The organism is Massilia sp. LC238, assembly GCF_000735635.1.
GTDB classification, from domain to species: Bacteria; Pseudomonadota; Gammaproteobacteria; order Burkholderiales; family Burkholderiaceae_D; genus Telluria; species Telluria varians.
In genome coordinates this window covers 26,531-43,810 of record NZ_JNNN01000005.1, presented here as the reverse complement: position 1 = coordinate 43,810, position 17,280 = coordinate 26,531, and the positions used below count along the sequence as shown (strand labels likewise).

Below are 17,280 nucleotides of genomic sequence, written 5' to 3'. Positions count from 1 at the left end.
CGCCACGGACCCCAAAGCCCGTCAAATCAAGCTTGCTGGCCCTTCAGCAGCGGATCCAGGCGGCCGGCCTGGTCGAGTGCGTACAGGTCGTCGAAGCCGCCGACGTGGGTGTCGCCCACGTAGATTTGCGGCACGGTGCGGCGGCCGGTGCGCTGCATCATGATCTGGCGCTGCTCCGGATCGAGGTCGATGCGGATGCGTTCGATGTCCGTCACGCCCTTGGCTTCGAGCAGGCGCTCGGCGCGGACGCAGTAGGGGCAGCTGGCAGTGTGGTAGAGAACGACGTGTGCGGTCATGATGCTTCCTTTCCCATAAATTATTTAGTCACCGGCAAGCCGGCCGCGATCCATGCTGCCTGGCCGCCTTCGAGCGCATGCGCGTCCTCGAAGCCGGCCGCCTGCAGCTGGCGCGCCGCCTTGTCGGCGCGGGCGCCGGTCTGGCAGACGACGATCACGGTGCGGTTCTTCGACTTCTCCAGCTCGCCGATCCGCTTGTCCAAGTCTGCCAGCGGGATGTGTTTCGCGTCGCGCAGGTGGCTGGCGGCATATTCCTCGGCAGTCCTCACGTCGAGCACGAGGATCTTGCCGCGGTTGATCATCTGCGTGGCTTGCAGCGGGGTGACGCGCTTGCCGCGCGGGCCCAGGGCCGGCCAGAGCAGGGCGCCGCCGGAAATCACGGCGATCGCTACGATGAAGATATTATCGAGAATGAAATTCACAAGGGTTCCGTTGGTTGAACTGAATCGGCGCATTATAAAATAGATGCTGGACCGGATTTCAATTGCATTTTTTCTTGAGAAGAGCTTATGTACAAAATCGTATTCATGCGCCACGGCGAATCTACCTGGAACCTGGAAAACCGCTTCACCGGCTGGACCGACGTCGACCTGACCGAGAAGGGCATCAACGAAGCCAGGAGCGCCGGCCGCGTGCTCAAGGAAGCCGGTTTCACCTTCGACGTGGCCTACACCTCGGTGCTCAAGCGTGCGATCCGCACCCTGTGGCTGGCGATGGACGAGATGGACATGATGTACCTGCCGGTGAAGAACGACTGGCGCCTGAACGAGCGCCACTACGGCGCCCTGCAGGGCCTGGACAAGGGCGAGACGGCAGCAAAATTCGGCGACGAGCAGGTGCTGGTCTGGCGCCGCAGCTACGACACGCCGCCGCCCGCGCTGGAAGAAAACGATCCGCGTACCTCCTTCAATGACCCGCGCTACGCGGCCCTGGCGAAAGAGCAGATCCCGCTGACCGAATGCCTGAAGGACACCGTGGCCCGCGTGATGCCGTGCTGGGACGAGGAAATCGCCCCGGCCATCCGCGCCGGCAAGAACATCCTGATCTCGGCCCACGGCAACAGCCTGCGCGCCATCATCAAGATGCTGGACAACATCAGCGACACCGACATCGTCGGCCTGAACATCCCGAACGGCCAGCCGCTGGTGTATGAACTGGATGCGGACCTGAAGCCGATCAAGCACTACTACCTGGGCGACCAGGAAGCGATCGCCGCCGCCGTGGCGGCCGTGGCCAGCCAAGGGAAGGCGAAATAAGTCTTGCGTTTGCCATTCACGAAGTTCGCCGGCAGCGCGCTCCTGGGCGCGCTGCTGGCCGTCGCCCTGCTTGAACCCGCTTTTGCCCAACGCCAGACCGAACGCAGCCGCCAGAAAGTGACCGCGGAGAAGCAGCGCACCGGTATCCAGCAGAAGCTGGAAGCGATCAAGCGCGACATCGCCCGCACCGAGGACGCGCGGGCCGACGCTGCCGACGAGCTGGCGGCGTCCGAGGCCGCCATCTCCGATGCCAACCGCGCCTTGCGCGACCTGGCCGAGGAACAGGACGCAACCAGTACGCGCCTGAATGAGCTGTCGAAACAGGGTGAAGGCTTGCAGCAAACAATTGTTAATCAAAAGAAACAATTGTCACAACTGCTGCGTGAACACTACGTGGCCGGCAACGAAGACCGGATCAAGCTCCTTCTGTCTGGCGACAACCCGAACCGCATCAACCGCGACCTGCAGATGATGGCCTATGTGTCGCAGGCCCAGGCAAAACTGCTGGACTCGCTGCGCGCCAACCTGGCCGAAGTCGAGGCCAACCGCGACAAGGTCGAGAACGCCCAGCTGGAGCTGCAGGAAATCGCCGGCGAGCAGCAGGAACAGAAAGCAACGCTGGAAAAGGAAAAGGCCAAGCGCGCCGGCTTGCTGCAGAACCTGTCGACCAAACTGGCCGACCAGCGCAAGCAGGCCGACCGCCTGCAGCGCGACGAACAGCGCATGACCGAGCTGGTGGACCGCCTGTCGCGCCTGATCCGCGAGCAGGCCGAGGCCGAACGGCGCCGCCAGGCCGCCCTGGCCGCGGCCAAGGCCAAGGCCGAAGCGGAAGCGAAGGCGCGCGCCCTGGCCCGCGCCAAGGCCGCCGCCGAGCGGGCCGAGCGCGAGCGCATCGCACGCCAGAGCGGCAAGCCGGCGCCCAAGCCGGAGCCCGAGCCGCCGCCGCGGGTGGCCGAGCAGAAGCCGCCTGAAACCCGCCCGAGCGCGGTGGAGCAGGAGGTCCCGCTGGCCCCGCCGGCGCCGGCCGGCGCCTTCGCCGCCCTCAAGGGACGTTTGACGGCGCCGATCAGCGGCAACATCCGCGCCCGCTTCGGCGCCCGTCGTACCGAAAGCCTGACCTGGAAAGGCATGTTCTTCACCGCGCCGGAAGGCGCCGAAGTGCGCGCCGTCGGACCGGGACGGGTGGTGCACGCCGAATGGATGCGCGGCTGGGGCAACATGATCATCATCGACCACGGCGGCGAATACCTGTCGACCTACGGCTTCACCTCGGCGGTGCTGAAGCGCCCCGGCGACATGGTGCGCGCCGGCGAGGTGATCGCGAGCGCGGGCAATACCGGCGGTATCGAGGAATCGGGGCTATACTTTGAGCTCAGGCATCGCGGCAAGGCCTTCGATCCTTCAGGCTGGATCAAATTCTAGGAAACAAGGGAATAGCGATGGGCAAAGCAAAGAATATCGGGCTGATCGGACTGGGCATGGTGGCCGGCGTGGCCGCTTCCTTCCAGTTCTCGGCCCACGCGCAAAAAGACGTCGGCTCGCCGCTGCCGCTCGACGAGCTGCGCCAGCTGGCCGACGTTTACGGCCTGATCAAGACCGACTACGTCGAGCCGGTCTCCGACAAGAAGCTCCTGTCCGAAGCCATCGGCGGCATGGTCGCCTCGCTCGACCCGCACTCCGTCTACCTGGACCAGAAGGCCTACAAGGAGATGAAGGAAGCGGTGCAGGGCAAGTTCGTTGGCGTCGGCATCGAGGTCGCCAGCGAAGACGGCTACGTCAAGGTGGTCGCCCCCATCGAGGACACCCCCGCGCACAAGGCCGGTATCAAGTCCGGCGACCTGATCACCCGCATCGACAACGTCCCGGTGCGCAACATGTCGCTCGACGAAGCGATCAAGCGCATGCGCGGCAAGGCCGGCAGCAAGGTCACGCTCACCATCGCGCGCCGCGGCGAGGACCGGCCCTGGGTGGTGCCGGTGCAGCGCCAGGAAATCGTGGTCGCCAGCGTCAAGGCGAAAATGATCGAGCCGGGCTACGCCTGGCTGCGCGTCAGCCAGTTCCAGGAAAACACCGTCGAGGAGCTGGCCAAGAAGGCCAAGGCCCTGTACGCCGAGAACCCCGAGATCAAGGGCCTGGTGCTCGACCTGCGCAACGACCCGGGCGGCCTGCTGCCGGGCGCGATCGGCGTGTCGGCGGCCTTCCTGCCGCAGCCTGAGCAGCTGATCGTCTCGACCAAGGGCCAGCTGCCGGACTCCAACCAGCAGTTCTACGGCCGCCGCGAATTCTATTCGCAGCGCGGCGCCGATCCGCTGGCCGGCCTGCCCGCCGGCCTCAAAACGGTGCCGATGGTGGTGCTGGTCAACGGCGGCTCTGCCTCCGCTTCCGAGATCGTGGCCGGCGCCCTGCAGGACTACAAGCGCGCCATCATCATGGGCAGCCAGACCTTCGGCAAGGGCTCGGTGCAGACCCTGCGCCAGCTGTCGCCCGACACCGCCGTCAAGCTGACCACGGCGCGCTACTACACCCCGAAGGGCCGCCCGATCCAGGCCACCGGCATCGTTCCCGACATGCGCGTGGACGAGACCCCCGAGGGCGACGCGCTGGCCGTGCTGCGCGTGCGCGAGGCCGACCTGCAGCGCCACCTGGCCAGCGAAGGCGAGGCCGGGAAAACCCAGGCCGCCAAGGACCAGAAAGAAGCGCTCGACGCCCAGCAGCGCGCGATCGCCCAGCTGAAAGACCGCAAGCCGCTCGACTACGGCAGCAAGGACGACTTCCAGCTGGCGCAGGCGATCAAGCACTTCAAGGGACAGCCGGTACAGCTGGCCAAGTCGGAGCCGGAAGCCGAGAAGCCGGCGGCGCCGAAGACGCTGCCGGGGACGGAGCAGAAGCCGCCGGAGATCAAGGCGCCGGCCAAGAAATAATCGGCCTGGCCCGATGAACGACACCCAACTCCTGCGCTACTCCCGCCACATCCTGCTCGACGAGATCGGCATCGAGGGCCAACAGCGCCTGCTGGACGCGCACGCATTGATCATCGGCGCGGGCGGCCTTGGCTCCCCCGCCGCGCTCTACCTCGCGTCGAGCGGCATCGGCCGCATTACCCTGGTCGACGACGACGAGGTCGACCTGACCAACCTGCAGCGCCAGGTCATGCACACCACCGAGCGGATCGGCCAGGCCAAGGTCGACTCCGGCCGCGCGGCCCTGCTGGCCATCAACCCCGACATCGAGGTTACCGCGCTGCGCGAACGCGTGGACGGCGCGCGCCTGGCGGAACTCGTCCGTGCGGCGACGGTCGTACTCGACTGCAGCGACAACTTCGCCACCCGCCACGCCGTCAACCGTGCCTGCGTCGAAGCACGCAAGCCGCTGGTCTCCGGCGCCGTGATTCGTTTCGACGGCCAGTTGTCGGTCTTCGACACGCGCCGGCCGGAAGCCCCGTGCTATGCCTGCCTGTTCCCCGAAGACAGCAACTTCGAGGACGTGGCCTGCAGCACCATGGGCGTGTTCGCGCCCCTGGTCGGCGTGGTCGGCGCCATGCAGGCCGCCGAAGCCATGAAACTGGTGGCCGGCATTGGCGAGCCGCTGGCCGGCCGCCTGCTGCTGCTCGACGGCCGCGCCATGGAGTGGACTGCCCTGAAGGTGGCGCGCCAGCCTGCCTGTCCGGTGTGCAAGGTTCGGCCCGGCGGAGGACAATGAGTACAAAAACAAGACTGCTTTAAGACAGAATTAAACTTGCTCTTCGGCTTACAATTTCTCCAGTGCACGCGGTAGCCCCGCCCTGCGTGTAGGCTTATACTGTCAGCCCTGACCGACATACTTACAAAGAGCATCCATGCACATTGATTCGCAACGCAAGCAGCGCCGCGCACGCGGCTTCACCCTGGTCGAGATCATGGTGGTCGTGGTGATCATCGGCATTCTCGGCGCCCTGGTCGTGCCGAAACTGCTGGGTCGCACCGGGGAAGCGCGCGTGACCGCCGCCAAGACCGACATCGCCACCATGTCGCAGGCGCTCAAGCTCTACAAGCTGGACAACCAGCGCTACCCGAGCAGCGAGCAGGGCCTGCAGGCCCTGGTCACCAAGCCCACCTCGGGCCCGGCCGCGAACGGCTGGAAAGACGGCGGCTACATGGAAAAGCTGCCGAAAGACCCGTGGGGCAATGCTTACCAGTACCTGTCGCCGGGCATCCATGGCGAAGTGGACATCTTCTCGCTGGGCGCCGATGGCCAGCCCGGCGGTACCGGTGAGGATGCCGACGTCGGTTCCTGGGAATAAGGTTTCCAATGCGGGCCGTGGGCGCCCCAGCTCGCCGCCCGGCGAGCGCCGGCTTCACCCTGGTGGAGCTGCTGGTCGTGATGGTCATTATCGGCATCACGCTGGGCCTGGCTTCGCTCAACGCCATCCCTTCTCCGCGCCAGAACCTGCAGCAGGAGGCCCAGCGCCTGGCCCTGCTGCTGCAGCTGGCGCGTGACGAAGCCATCGTGCGCAACCGCCAGGTGGCCTTCGAGGCCAACGGCGAGCGCTACCGCTTCGTGGTGCGCAACGACACCGGCTGGGAGCCGGTCACCCGCGACGACCTGCTGCGCGAACGCACTTTCCGCGGCGCTCCCCTGCAACTGGTGCTCGAACCCAGCATGAGCAGCGATCCCAGCACCGTGCGCATCACCTTCGGACGCGAGCCGGTCGACAAGCCCTTCGTGCTGACCCTCGCCACCGCCGGCAACGCGGTCGCGATCCGTGCCGACGGCATCGGCCACTTTACCGTCGAATGAAGGTGACAGCGATGCGCGCACGTGGATTCACCCTGCTTGAAGTGCTGGTGGCCCTGGTCATCGTCGGCACCGCGCTCGGCGCCGGCCTGCGCGCCGTGGGCAGCCTGACCGCCAACAGCGACGGCCTGCGCGCCGCCATGATGGCCACCTGGTCGGCCGAGAACCGGCTGGTGCAGATCCGCCTCGGCCGCGAATGGCCCGAAGTCGGCAAGCGCAACTTTCCCTGCCCGCAAGGCGAGCTCAACTTGATCTGCGAAGAGCAAGTCCTGACCAGCCCGAATCCGCAATTGCGCCGGATCGAAGTCTCGGTGTATGACGCCGAACGTCCGACGCGCCGTATCGTCAAACTGGTTCAGCTCGTGTTGAGGCCCTCGCGGACATGACACCCGGCATCCCACAACGCTCGCGCCGTCGCCGCGGCTTCACCCTGGTCGAACTGCTGGTGGCGATCAGCATCCTTGCCATCCTGGCCGTGCTCGGCTGGCGCGGGCTGGACGGCATCGTGCGCGCCCGCATCGCGCTGACGCAAGAGATGGAAACCACGCGCGGCATGCAGCTGGCCTTCGCCCAGATGCAGAGCGACTGCGAGCACCTGGCCGGGCGCGAGATCATTGGCCGCCGTCCCAACCTGGTCTGGGAAGAAGGGCGCTTCATGCTGGTGCGCAAGGTCTACAACGAAAACGAACCCTCGCAGATGGTCGTGGTGTCCTACCGCCTGGTGGACGGCAAGCTGATCCGGCGCGAATCGCGCGGCACCCGCGACCTGGCCCAGCTCGAGGTGCTGTGGCAGGCGGCCGGCAGCGATGCGCCCTCGGAAGCGTCGACGCCGGTGGCGCTGCAAAGCGGCCTGGTCAGCATGAGCATCATGGCCTGGCAGGGCAACCAGTGGCGCCTCGAGCCGGCCCCGATCGCCGACGGCGTCCAGCCCGAAGACCCCAGCGGCCTGCAGGTCGGCCTGGTCGTGCAGGGCCGGGACGTGCCGATGGTCAAGTTCTTCCTGCTGGGAGGCACCTGATGCGGCGGCCGCCACCCAGCTTGCGCCAGCGCGGCGTCGCGGTGGTCACGGCGCTGCTGCTGACCACGCTCGCCATCTCCATCGTCGCCAGCCTGTTCTGGCAGCAGCAGGTGCAGGTGCGCTCGATGGAAAACCAGCGCCTGCACCTGCAGACCAAGTGGATCCTGCGCGGCGCCCTCGACTGGGCCAGCCTGGTGCTGCGCCAGGACGCCTACACCTCGCAATACACCTCGCTCGACCAGGTCTGGGCCACCCCGCTGGCCGAGACCCGGCTCGACCAGTACATCGAACGCGAACGGGTCGAAGGGGAAAACTTCGACGCGACCTTGTCCGGTAATATTATTGACGCAACGTCGCGCTACAATCTCGTCAACCTGGCAAAGGACCGCCAGAAGGTGCCGGAACAGGTGGAGATCTTCCGCCGCCTGCTGGACAACCTGCGCCTCGATGCGCGCCTGGCGAACCGGATCGCGGACTTCGTTGCGCAGGGACAGCAGGTGGGGGTGCCGGTGGATCCGAACAATCCGAATCCACCCAATCCCAACCCGCCGGATCCGAATCCGCCGAACCCGACGTCCGTCTTGCCGCCAGTCCCGCCGGCCAACGGCGTGCCGATCCCGCTGATGCAGGTGGACGATTTGCTGGCGGTGCAGGGCGTCACCCAGGAAGTGATGGCGAAGTTGCGCCCCTTCGTGATCGTGCTGCCCTACGGAACCGAGGCGACGAAACTGAATGTGAATACCGTGCCGGCCGAGCTGCTGTCGGCGATCGTGCCGGGGATGTCGCTGTCCCAGGCCAACAGCCTGGTGGCGCGCCGCAAGACGGCGGCCTGGCGCACCCCGGCGGATTTCTCGAGCCAGGCAGCAAACAACCAGCAGCTGGACGATACCTGGGACATCAAGAGCCGCTGGTTTATCGTACAGAGCCGTATTCGGCTCGACCGTGCGGCGCTGAACGCGGAATCGCTGATCGAGCGAACCCCCGTCGTCAGCGTCGGCGGCGGAACCCGAGTGATCTGGACCCGCCAGAACTAGAAGAAAGCGAGACAGTTTGACTACTCTTTATATACGGCACCCGGCTAGAGCCGAAGGCGAGGGCGCGCTGTGCCGCTTTGCGGTGGTGCTTGATGCCGGCACCATCGCGCAGCAGGGCGAAGGCCTGTTGCGCAACCTGGGCGACGTGGTCGCCGCCAGCCGCCGCGTGGTGCTGCTGCTGGCCGGCGCCGACGTCACCCTGATCCCGGTCCAGGCTCCGCCGCTCACCGGCGCCCGCCTGCGCGCGGCCCTCCCGGCCCTGGTCGAAGAACACATCCTGGGCGACCCGCTCGATTGCGTGCTGGTGGCCGGTCCTCCCTTGCCGGATGGCCGCCGCCCGGTCGGCGTGGTCCAGCGCGACTGGTTCGAACCGCTGGTGAAGGCCCTGCTCGGCATGGGGGCGCGATCGGTCGCCGCCGTGCCGGCACAGCTGTGCCTGCCCCTGCTGCCGGGCAGCGTCAGCGCCGCCATCGGCAACAACGAATTGCTGCTGCGCCAGGGCCAGTACGAGGGCCTGGGTCTGGCCCTGGACGGCAACCCGACGCTCGCGCTGCAGACCGCGCGCGCGCTGGCGGGCGACGCCCCGCTGGTGCTGTACGTGCCGCACGAACAGCTCGGCGAATACCAGGCCTTGCTGGCCGAAGCCGGCCCCGGCATCACGCTGGAAAGCGAAGCCTGGGAGCACTGGATCGCAGGCAGCAAAAGCAGCACCATGGACCTGGTACCGGGCCTCGGCACTGCCGGCGTCGCCCAGCGCGACTGGAGCCGCTGGCGCTGGCCGATCCGCCTCGCGCTCGCCGCGATCGTGGTCAACATCATCGGCGTCAACATCGAATGGCTGCGCCTGAAGCGCGAGGCCGACGCGGTACGCCAGGGCATGTCCCAGACCTTCCGCAGCGCCTACCCGGCCCAGCCGGTGATCGACCCGGTGGCCCAGATGCGCCAGAACATCGCGCGCGCCAAGGCCGCCAGCGGCCAGGTCAGCCCGGACGAGTTCGGCTGGATCGCCGGCCAGCTCGGCGAGGCGGTCCGCGGCCTCGGGCGTCCGCCCACGCTTGCGTCAATGGAGTTCCGCGAACGCACGCTCACCGTGCGCGTCAAACCTGACACCGTCGACCCCGCCACCACGGCGCAGCTGCGTTCGATCCTGGAAGCACGCAACATGAGTCTGGAAGAAAGCGCACCGGCTACCTGGGTCATCCGCAGCACGGGTGCCGCAGGTGCGCCCGCACAGGCAGCCACCACGGGAGCAGCACAATGAAGGCAGCAGGAAACATCGGCGCGCAGTTCGGCGCGAAATTCGGCGCCCTGCGCGAGCGTGCGCTCACCTGGTGGCTGGGCCGTACCGACCAGGAACGCAAGTTCCTGGCCGTCGGCGGCGCCGTGGTGGGGGTGTCGCTGGTCTATGCGCTGCTGCTGGCGCCGGCCATCGAAGGGCGCGACAGCCTGAAACGCTCGCTGCCCGCGCTGCGCCAGCAGGCCGCCCAGCTGCAGACCATGGCCGCCGAAGCCCAGGCCCTGGCCGCCACGCCGGCGCCGTCGGTAGCGCCCATGAGCTCGGAGGCGCTGAACGCCCGCATGGCCCAGCGTGGCCTCAAGGCCGGCTCGGTCACCATGACCGGCGAATACGCCAAGATCCAGTTCAACGGCGTGTCCTTCGCCAACCTGGTGTCCTGGCTCGATGCCCAGCGCCGCGAGAACCGCGTGCAGGTGCAGGACGCCACGTTTACCGCCTTGAGCGCGGTGGGGCAGGTCGACGCCACCCTCACGCTGCGCCAGGCCAGCGCGCCGGCCCAATGAGGCGCCTGCTGTTGTGGACAGTGCCGGTCGTGCTGGCCGTGCTCGTCACGGTGCTGGCCTTCCTGCCCGCTTCCTGGCTGGGGCCGATCGTGGAACAGCAGACCGGCGGTCGTTTGACTCTGGGGGATGCGCAAGGTACGCTCTGGAACGGCTCAGCCTTCGTGGGCGGGGCGCCGGGCGAGGGCGGGGCGGTGACGCCGCTGCTGCCGGGACGCTTCGCATGGCGTTTGTCGCCGCTGGTGATGCTGGGCCAAGTCCACATGGAACTGGAAAACCCGCAAGCACTGGCACGCCCGGTCCGCATCGACGGCAGCTGGTCGCAATGGCAGGTGAGCAGCGGCGAACTGCTGCTGCCGGCCGAGGGCCTGGCGGGGCTGGGCGCGCCGCTCAACACGCTGGCGCCGAGCGGCACCATCCGGCTGGTCTGGAATACGCTCGACCTGCTGCGCCAGCCCAATACGGTGGCGGTGCAGGGTCGTACGGTATTGACAATGACCGACATGGGTTCGCGCATGTCGCCCATCCGGCCGCTGGGCAGCTATGAAATGGCATTCGACTGGCGCGGCAGCCAGGCCGACCTGAACCTGCGCACCGTACGCGGTGCGCTCGTATTGACGGGCTCGGGTATGCTGCAAAATGGCCGCCTGCGCTTTTCCGGCCAGGCGTCGGCCGCCGAAGGATACGAACAGACGCTGGGCAATATGCTCAACCTGCTGGGCCAGCGCCGCATGGTGAACGGCAAAAACATAATCGCACTCGAGTTCAGATAATGACCAACAACATTCGCACCACCTTTGCTCGACCCCACCTCCGTCTGCCGAGCCTGCGCCGCGTTGCGGCCGGCGCCATGCTGTGCTGCTTCGCCGCGACCACGGCGGGAACATTCCTTCCAGCAGTTGCCCATGCCCAGGACAGTGCGAACGCCGCGGCGCTGAGCTTCGTCAACGCCGACATCGAATCGGTGATCAAGGCGATCGGCCACTACACCGGCATGACCTTCATCATCGACCCGCGCGTCAAGGGCACGATCACGCTGGTGTCGGAAAAATCGCTGACCAAGACCCAGGCCTTCGCCCTCCTGACCTCGACCCTGCGCCTGCAGGGTTATGCGGTGGTCACCAGCGGCGACGGCTATGCCAAGGTGGTGCCGGAAGCCGAAGCCAAGGCCCAGTCCTCGCCGACCCAGGTCGGCGGCGTGCGCGCCAGCCGCGCCACCGGCGACCAGATCGCCACCCAGGTGTTTTATCTCTCCTACGAATCGGCAGCGAATCTCACCGCCGTGCTGCGCCCCCTGATTTCGCCGAACAATTCGATCATGGCGAACCCGGGCAACAACACCCTGGTCATCACCGACTACGCCGACAACCTGCGCCGCCTGGCCAAGATCATCGCCGCGCTCGACGCGCCGGTGGCGGCCGACCTCGACGTGATCCCGATCCGCAACGCGATCGCCAGCGACATCGCCGCCCTGGTCACCCGCCTGATGGAACCGAGCGCCGGCGGCGACTCCGGCCGCGTCACCGTGCTGGCCGACCCGCGTACCAACTCGGTCGTGATCCGCGCCCCTTCGCAGGCGCGCGCCAACCTGGCCAAGTCCCTGATCGCGCGCCTCGACCAGCAGACCTCGACGCAGGGCAACATCCACGTCGTCTACCTGAAGAACGCCGACGCCAGCCGCGTGGCCCAGACCCTGCGCGCCGTGGTGTCGCAGGACGCGTCGGCGGTGCCGGTGCAGCAGCAGGGCACCTCGGGCGGCTCGATCCAGGCGGGTTCCGCAGGCATGGGCGGAAGCGCCACCGGCCAGGGCGGACTCGGCAGCCAGCAGGGCCAGCAGGGCAGCCTCGCCAGTTCCGGCACCGGCGGCACCTACGGCCAGCAGAGCCAGCTCACCGCGGGCGGCGCCGGCGGCGGCCAGGGCTCCGGCTTCATCCAGGCCGATGCCTCGACCAACAGCCTGATCATCACCGCGCCGGACGCCGTGTACCGCAACCTGCGCAGCGTCATCGACCAGCTCGACGTGCGCCGCGCCCAGGTCTACATCGAGGCGCTGGTGGTAGAAGTCACCTCCAACAAGGCCTCGGAGTTCGGCGTGCAGTGGATCGGCGCCTCGGGCGACAGCGACAGCAAGTACCGCGTCGGCGGCGTCCAGTCCTTCACCGGCGGTGCCCAGGGCAGCAACATCGTCAACCTGGCCGCGGCCGCGCGTACCGGCCTGTCCGGCACCTCGGTGCCGAGCATCCCGGGCGGCCTGACCTTCGGCCTGTTCCGCCAGGTGGGCGGCGAGCTGGGCCTGGGCGCGGTGGCGCGCGCCCTTGAAAACGATGGCAATGCCAACATCTTGTCCACACCGAACATGATCACCCTGGACAACGAGCTGGCGACGATCAAGGTCGGCCAGAACGTGCCGATCATCACCGGCTCGTACACGACCACCGCCGCGACCGGCGGCGGCAACCCGTTCCAGACCGTCGACCGCCGGGACGTCGGCCTGCTGCTCAAGGTGCGCCCGCAAATCTCGGAGGGAGGTACCATCAAGATGGCGATCCTCCACGAAAATTCGAGCGTCGACCCGGCCACCCGCAACGCGCCGCAGGGCCTGACCACCAACCAGCGCGCGATCGAAAGCAATGTGCTGGCCGACGACGGCCAGATCATCGTGCTCGGCGGCCTCATCGAGGACACCGAAGGCGACGGTGAAGAGAAAGTACGCGGCCTGGGCGACATTCCGGTGCTGGGCAACCTATTCAAGTACCGCAACCGCACCCGGGTCAAGACCAACCTGATGGTGTTCCTGCGTCCTGTCGTGGTGCGCAGCAAGGAAGCTTCCCATTCGCTGGCCATGGACCGTTACGAATACATGCGCGCCGTCGGCGCCTCGGGCCAGGCCAGCCAGGAAGACACGATCCTGATGCGCGATCTCGGCGCGCCGCAGCTGCCGCCGTTGACGGGTGGCCAGCCGCCCGTCGGCGGCACCATGGCCACCGCGCCGGTGCAGGCGGCGCCGGTCGTCGGTAGCGCCCCGGGCGCGGCCAGCGGCCAACCGGTGCCGCCAGGCCAGCAGCGCCAGCAGAACCAGGCGGCGACGCCGCAGTCCCAGTTTCGTCCGGTGACGCCATCGAACCAGAAATAAGCTGACCATGAACAATCTGTTGCCTTTCGCCTTCGCCCGTGACCACGGCGTGCTGGCGCGCGGCGGTGACGAACCGGGCCAGGCCGTCGAGGTGCTGGTGTCCGGCGCCACGGCGCCCAGCGCGATCGCGGAAGTCTCGCGCCGCTTCGGCCGCATCACCCTGCGCCGCCTCGATCGCGGCGAGCTCGACGACGCCATCGCCAAGGCCTATGCCGGCGCCGGCGGCGACGCCTCGCAGGTGGTGGACGAGTTCGATGCCGACCTCGACCTGACCCGCCTGCTGCAGGACGTGCCCGCCATCGAAGACCTGCTGGAATCCTCGGACGACGCCCCGGTCATCCGCATGATCAACGCACTGCTGACGCAGTCGCTGCGCGAAGGCGCGTCCGATATCCACATCGAACCCTTCGAGCAGACCTCGGTCGTGCGTTTCCGCGTCGACGGCGCGCTGCGCGACATCGTGCGCCCCAGGAAGGCGATCCACGCCTCGCTGATCTCGCGTATCAAGATCATGTCGCAGCTCGACATCGCCGAGAAGCGCCTGCCGCAGGACGGCCGCATCACCCTGCGCATCGGCGGCAAACCGGTCGACGTGCGCGTCTCGACCCTGCCGACCGGCCACGGCGAGCGCGCGGTGCTGCGTCTGCTCGACAAGGAAGCCGGTCGCCTCGACCTGAGTCACCTGGGCATGGCGCCGGACATGCTGCCGCAGTTCGACCGCCTGATCAACCAGCCGCACGGCATCGTGCTGGTCACCGGCCCGACCGGTTCCGGTAAAACCACCACGCTGTACGCAGCGCTGTCGCGCCTGAACGCGTCCACCACCAACATCATGACGGTGGAAGACCCGATCGAATACGACCTCAACGGCGTCGGCCAGACTCAGGTCAACGCCCGCATCGACATGAGCTTCGCCAAGGCCCTGCGCGCCATCCTGCGCCAGGACCCGGACGTGATCATGATCGGCGAGATCCGCGACCTGGAAACGGCGCAGATCGCGGTGCAGGCCTCGCTCACCGGCCACCTGGTGCTGGCCACCCTGCACACCAATGACGCGGCCTCGGCCGTGACCCGTCTGCTGGACATGGGCATCGAGCCGTTCCTGCTGTCCTCGTCGCTGCTGGGCGTGATGGCGCAGCGCCTGGTGCGCAAACTGTGCACGCACTGCAAGGTCAGCGACGCCACCGGCTGGCACGCGGTGGGTTGCGAGCGCTGCGGCCACACCGGCTACCACGGCCGGGTCGGCGTCTACGAGCTGCTGGAAACCACCGAAGAGATCCGCGCCCAGATCCACAACCAGGCCTCCGAAGCCGAGATTCGCGTCGCCGCCCAGAAGTCGGGCATGAGGCTGATGCGCGAAGACGGCGAACGCTGGCTGGCGGACGGCACCACCACGCGCGCCGAGCTGGTACGCGTGACCAAGGACTAGCGGAAGAGGATGTAAACCATGCCAGCATTCCGCTACGAGGCCGTCGACGCCGGCGGCGCGACCAAGAAGGGCGTGGTCAACGCCGACAGCCCGCGCTCGGCGCGCGCCGACCTGCGCACCCAGGGCCTGACGCCGCTGTCGGTCGAGCAGATCGCGGCCCAGGTGGACGAAGCCGGCGTGGCGCGCTCGCGCGGCTTCGGCGAGCGCCTGTCGCAGGTCGAGCTGGCGCTGTTCACGCGCCAGCTGGCCAGCCTGCTGGAGGCGGGCCTGCCGCTGGAACAGGCCTTCACCGCGCTGCTGGAGCAGGCCGAACGCCCCTACGTGCGCGACCTGATCGCCTCGATCCGCTCCGAAGTCATCGGCGGCGTGGCCTTCTCCAGCGCGCTGTCGCGCCACCCGCGCGACTTCGCCGAGATCTACCGCGCCCTGGTGTCTTCCGGCGAGCAGATCGGCCAGCTCTCGCGCGTGCTGTCGCGCCTGGCCGACTACATCGAGCGCCGCAACGCGCTGGTGCAGAAGGTGCGCCTGGCCTTCACCTATCCGGCCATCGTCACCGTGGTGGCCTTTGCGATCGTCATCTTCCTGCTCACCTACGTGGTGCCGCAGATCGTCTCGGTGTTCGCCAACACCAAGCAGAAGCTGCCTTTCCTCACCGTGATGATGCTGGTGATTTCCGACTTCGTGCGGGCCTACGGCATCTATGTCGGCATCCTGCTCATCGGCGCCTTCTGGCTGTGGCGGCGCGCGCTGCGCAATCCCGACCTCAAGCGGCGCTGGCATACCTGGCTGCTCAATGCACCCGTGTACGGCAAGTTCGAGCGCAGCCTGAACACGGCGCGCTTCGCCAGCACGCTGGCGATCACCACCGGTTCCGGCGTGCCGATCCTGCGCGCGCTCGAGACCAGCCGCGACACCCTGTCGAACGTGGCGATGCGCGAACTGGTCGAACAGGCCACCGGCAGCGTGCGCGAAGGCGTGAGCCTGGCGCGCGCTCTGTCGGCGCAGAAGCACTTTCCGCCGATGCTGGTGCACATGATCCGCGCCGGCGAGATCACCGGCGAGCTGCCCAGCATGCTCGAGCGCGCGGCCAACTCGCAGCAGGCCGACCTCGAGCGCCGCACGCTCACCATCGCCGGCCTGCTGGAGCCGGTGCTGATCCTGGCCATGGGCCTGGTGGTGCTCCTGATCGTGCTGGCGGTCCTGATGCCGATCATCGAGATCAACCAACTGGTACGCTGAATACAAGAACAAGAAGGAAACCATGAACAAGCGTCTGCCTCTCCTCCTCACCCTGCTCGCACTGATCCTGCTGGTGGCATCAAGCGCCTACTGGTTCCTGCAGCTGTACAAGCCCGAGCAGCGTCCGCTGGCGCCGGCGCCGGCCGTGGCCATGGCCGAGCCGAACCCGGAAGCCGCCGCCTACCTGTTCGGCGGCCAGCCGACCGCGGTGGCGATCTCCAATTACCAGCTCACCGGCGTCGTCTCGGCCGGCAGCAACAGCGCCGTGATCCTGGTGGCCGAGGGTTCGCCGCCGAAGGCGGTGCGGATCGGCCGCGAGATCGTGCCGGGCGTGACGGTGGCCGAGGTGCATCCGAAATACGTGATGCTGTCCGAAGGCGGCGTCATGAAACGCGTCGACCTGGCGCCCGACACGGGCGCCTCCAGCCAGCCCGGCATGGCGCCACCGATGCCGCAGCCGGTGGCCGCCGCGCCGCCGCCGGGTGTCGAGCCGCAGACCGCGCCGGGCGTCGTGGCCGCGCCCGGAAACATGCAGCAGCAACCGGGCGGCGGGGTCGCGCTGACCACCCCGGAACCCGCGCTGCCGAACCAGGAGGCACCGCCGCCGCCCGATCCGACCATGACCCAGCCGCAGCAAGGGCAGCAGGGACAGCAGCAAGGACAGCAGGGCCAGAACCCGCCGCCGAACCAGGTGCAGATGCCGCCCTCGACCCGGGCGGTGAACAGCCCGGTGGGGGAACCGAACCCGACCCAGTAACGCCGCAGCGATGCGGCGTTTTTTTTGGACGGGCAGGGCATATCCCTGTGTAAGCTTGCATCTTGTTAATTCATCATGCCGGAGCCAGCCCTTGAAACGTCCGAATGTCCTGCGCGCCACACCCCTGGTCTCGCGCATCGTCCTGGCCTGCCTGGCTGCCCTGAGCTGGTCTGCCGCACAGGCCGCCGAAGTCACCATCACCGCCGACCGCCTGCTGGACGTGCGCACCGGCCGCATGGTCCAGAACCCCGAGATTCTGGTGCGCGACGGCCGCATCGTCAGCGTCAAGCCCGCGTCCGCCACGCCCGCCGCTGCGCCCGGCGAGGCCGGCACCCGTATCGCCCTGCCCGGCATGACCGTCTAACGCGCCACTGGCGCCTTAGACTGCCCGCTACGCCGACCTGGTGGCGGTGCAGGGCAACCCCCTGGAAAACGTGCAGTTGCTGGAAACGCCGGCCGTGGTGATCCAGGGCGGCGCCGTCGTCAAGCGCAACTGAGCTGCCGACCCATCGCAGCGCGGACCCAGCCGGTGCCCGCCCTGCCGCGTG

General features: G+C 67.7%; 19 protein-coding genes. 17 read left to right on the top strand and 2 right to left on the bottom strand.

Annotation, left to right across the window (positions count from 1 at the left end; genetic code table 11):
• Positions 1 to 26: 26 nt before the first annotated feature.
• Positions 27 to 296 carry a glutaredoxin 3 gene (gene grxC / locus FG94_RS01090; protein WP_036205956.1) on the bottom strand — a complete coding sequence of 90 codons (270 nt, stop codon included), beginning with the start codon at positions 294 to 296 and terminating at the stop codon, positions 27 to 29.
• A 20-nt stretch (positions 297 to 316) separates the two neighbouring features.
• Positions 317 to 718, bottom strand: a complete 402-nt coding sequence (locus tag FG94_RS01085; protein WP_036205955.1) for a rhodanese-like domain-containing protein — start codon at positions 716 to 718, stop codon at positions 317 to 319.
• Positions 719 to 805: 87 nt separating this feature from the next.
• On the opposite strand from FG94_RS01085, the gene gpmA reads away from it, so the two are divergent.
• The 17 genes from gpmA (at position 806) to FG94_RS01000 (ending at position 17,096) form a co-directional block, all read left to right on the top strand.
• A complete protein-coding gene (gpmA, locus tag FG94_RS01080; RefSeq protein ID WP_027867493.1) occupies positions 806 to 1,552 on the top strand; it encodes a 2,3-diphosphoglycerate-dependent phosphoglycerate mutase in 747 nt (248 codons plus the stop codon).
• 9 nt (positions 1,553 to 1,561) lie between these two features.
• Positions 1,562 to 2,974, top strand: a complete 1,413-nt coding sequence (locus tag FG94_RS01075) for a murein hydrolase activator EnvC (RefSeq protein WP_036205954.1) — start codon at positions 1,562 to 1,564, stop codon at positions 2,972 to 2,974.
• Between the two features lie 17 nt (positions 2,975 to 2,991).
• A complete protein-coding gene (locus FG94_RS01070) occupies positions 2,992 to 4,473 on the top strand; it encodes a S41 family peptidase (RefSeq protein WP_036205953.1) in 1,482 nt (493 codons plus the stop codon).
• Positions 4,474 to 4,486: 13 nt separating this feature from the next.
• A complete protein-coding gene (locus FG94_RS01065; protein WP_036205952.1) occupies positions 4,487 to 5,251 on the top strand; it encodes a molybdopterin-synthase adenylyltransferase MoeB in 765 nt (254 codons plus the stop codon).
• Positions 5,252 to 5,387: 136 nt separating this feature from the next.
• Entirely contained in the window at positions 5,388 to 5,831 is a 444-nt protein-coding gene (gspG, locus tag FG94_RS01060) for a type II secretion system major pseudopilin GspG (protein WP_036205951.1), read from the top strand.
• An 8-nt stretch (positions 5,832 to 5,839) separates the two neighbouring features.
• Positions 5,840 to 6,328, top strand: coding sequence for a type II secretion system minor pseudopilin GspH (gene gspH, locus FG94_RS01055; protein ID WP_051995952.1), 489 nt, complete (start codon positions 5,840 to 5,842; stop codon positions 6,326 to 6,328).
• 11 nt (positions 6,329 to 6,339) lie between these two features.
• On the top strand, positions 6,340 to 6,711 hold the full coding sequence (gene gspI / locus FG94_RS01050; protein WP_027867498.1) for a type II secretion system minor pseudopilin GspI: 372 nt from the start codon (positions 6,340 to 6,342) through the stop codon (positions 6,709 to 6,711).
• Complete coding sequence (locus tag FG94_RS01045; protein WP_036205949.1) at positions 6,708 to 7,343, top strand: type II secretion system protein J; 636 nt, start codon at positions 6,708 to 6,710, stop codon at positions 7,341 to 7,343. Before gspI ends, FG94_RS01045 begins: the two co-directional genes overlap by 4 nt.
• On the top strand, positions 7,343 to 8,377 hold the full coding sequence (gene gspK / locus FG94_RS01040; RefSeq protein WP_036205948.1) for a type II secretion system minor pseudopilin GspK: 1,035 nt from the start codon (positions 7,343 to 7,345) through the stop codon (positions 8,375 to 8,377). Before FG94_RS01045 ends, gspK begins: the two co-directional genes overlap by 1 nt.
• Positions 8,378 to 8,393: 16 nt before the next feature.
• Positions 8,394 to 9,638 (top strand): type II secretion system protein GspL, encoded by a 1,245-nt coding sequence (gene gspL / locus FG94_RS01035; RefSeq protein WP_051995950.1) that lies wholly within the window; start codon positions 8,394 to 8,396, stop codon positions 9,636 to 9,638.
• Positions 9,635 to 10,177 carry a type II secretion system protein GspM gene (gene gspM, locus FG94_RS01030; RefSeq protein ID WP_051995948.1) on the top strand — a complete coding sequence of 181 codons (543 nt, stop codon included), beginning with the start codon at positions 9,635 to 9,637 and terminating at the stop codon, positions 10,175 to 10,177. Before gspL ends, gspM begins: the two co-directional genes overlap by 4 nt.
• A complete protein-coding gene (gene gspN / locus FG94_RS01025; RefSeq protein ID WP_036205947.1) occupies positions 10,174 to 10,947 on the top strand; it encodes a type II secretion system protein N in 774 nt (257 codons plus the stop codon). Before gspM ends, gspN begins: the two co-directional genes overlap by 4 nt.
• Complete coding sequence (gene gspD / locus FG94_RS01020; protein WP_051995945.1) at positions 10,947 to 13,307, top strand: type II secretion system secretin GspD; 2,361 nt, start codon at positions 10,947 to 10,949, stop codon at positions 13,305 to 13,307. Before gspN ends, gspD begins: the two co-directional genes overlap by 1 nt.
• A gap of 7 nt (positions 13,308 to 13,314) precedes the next feature.
• On the top strand, positions 13,315 to 14,736 hold the full coding sequence (gspE, locus tag FG94_RS01015; RefSeq protein WP_036205946.1) for a type II secretion system ATPase GspE: 1,422 nt from the start codon (positions 13,315 to 13,317) through the stop codon (positions 14,734 to 14,736).
• A gap of 18 nt (positions 14,737 to 14,754) precedes the next feature.
• Positions 14,755 to 15,975: a type II secretion system inner membrane protein GspF gene (gene gspF, locus FG94_RS01010; protein WP_036205945.1), complete on the top strand. Its 1,221-nt coding sequence runs from the start codon at positions 14,755 to 14,757 to the stop codon at positions 15,973 to 15,975.
• 22 nt (positions 15,976 to 15,997) lie between these two features.
• Complete coding sequence (locus tag FG94_RS01005; protein WP_036205944.1) at positions 15,998 to 16,732, top strand: hypothetical protein; 735 nt, start codon at positions 15,998 to 16,000, stop codon at positions 16,730 to 16,732.
• A 91-nt stretch (positions 16,733 to 16,823) separates the two neighbouring features.
• On the top strand, positions 16,824 to 17,096 hold the full coding sequence (locus FG94_RS01000) for a hypothetical protein (protein ID WP_036205943.1): 273 nt from the start codon (positions 16,824 to 16,826) through the stop codon (positions 17,094 to 17,096).
• The last annotated feature ends 184 nt before the right edge of the window (positions 17,097 to 17,280 follow it).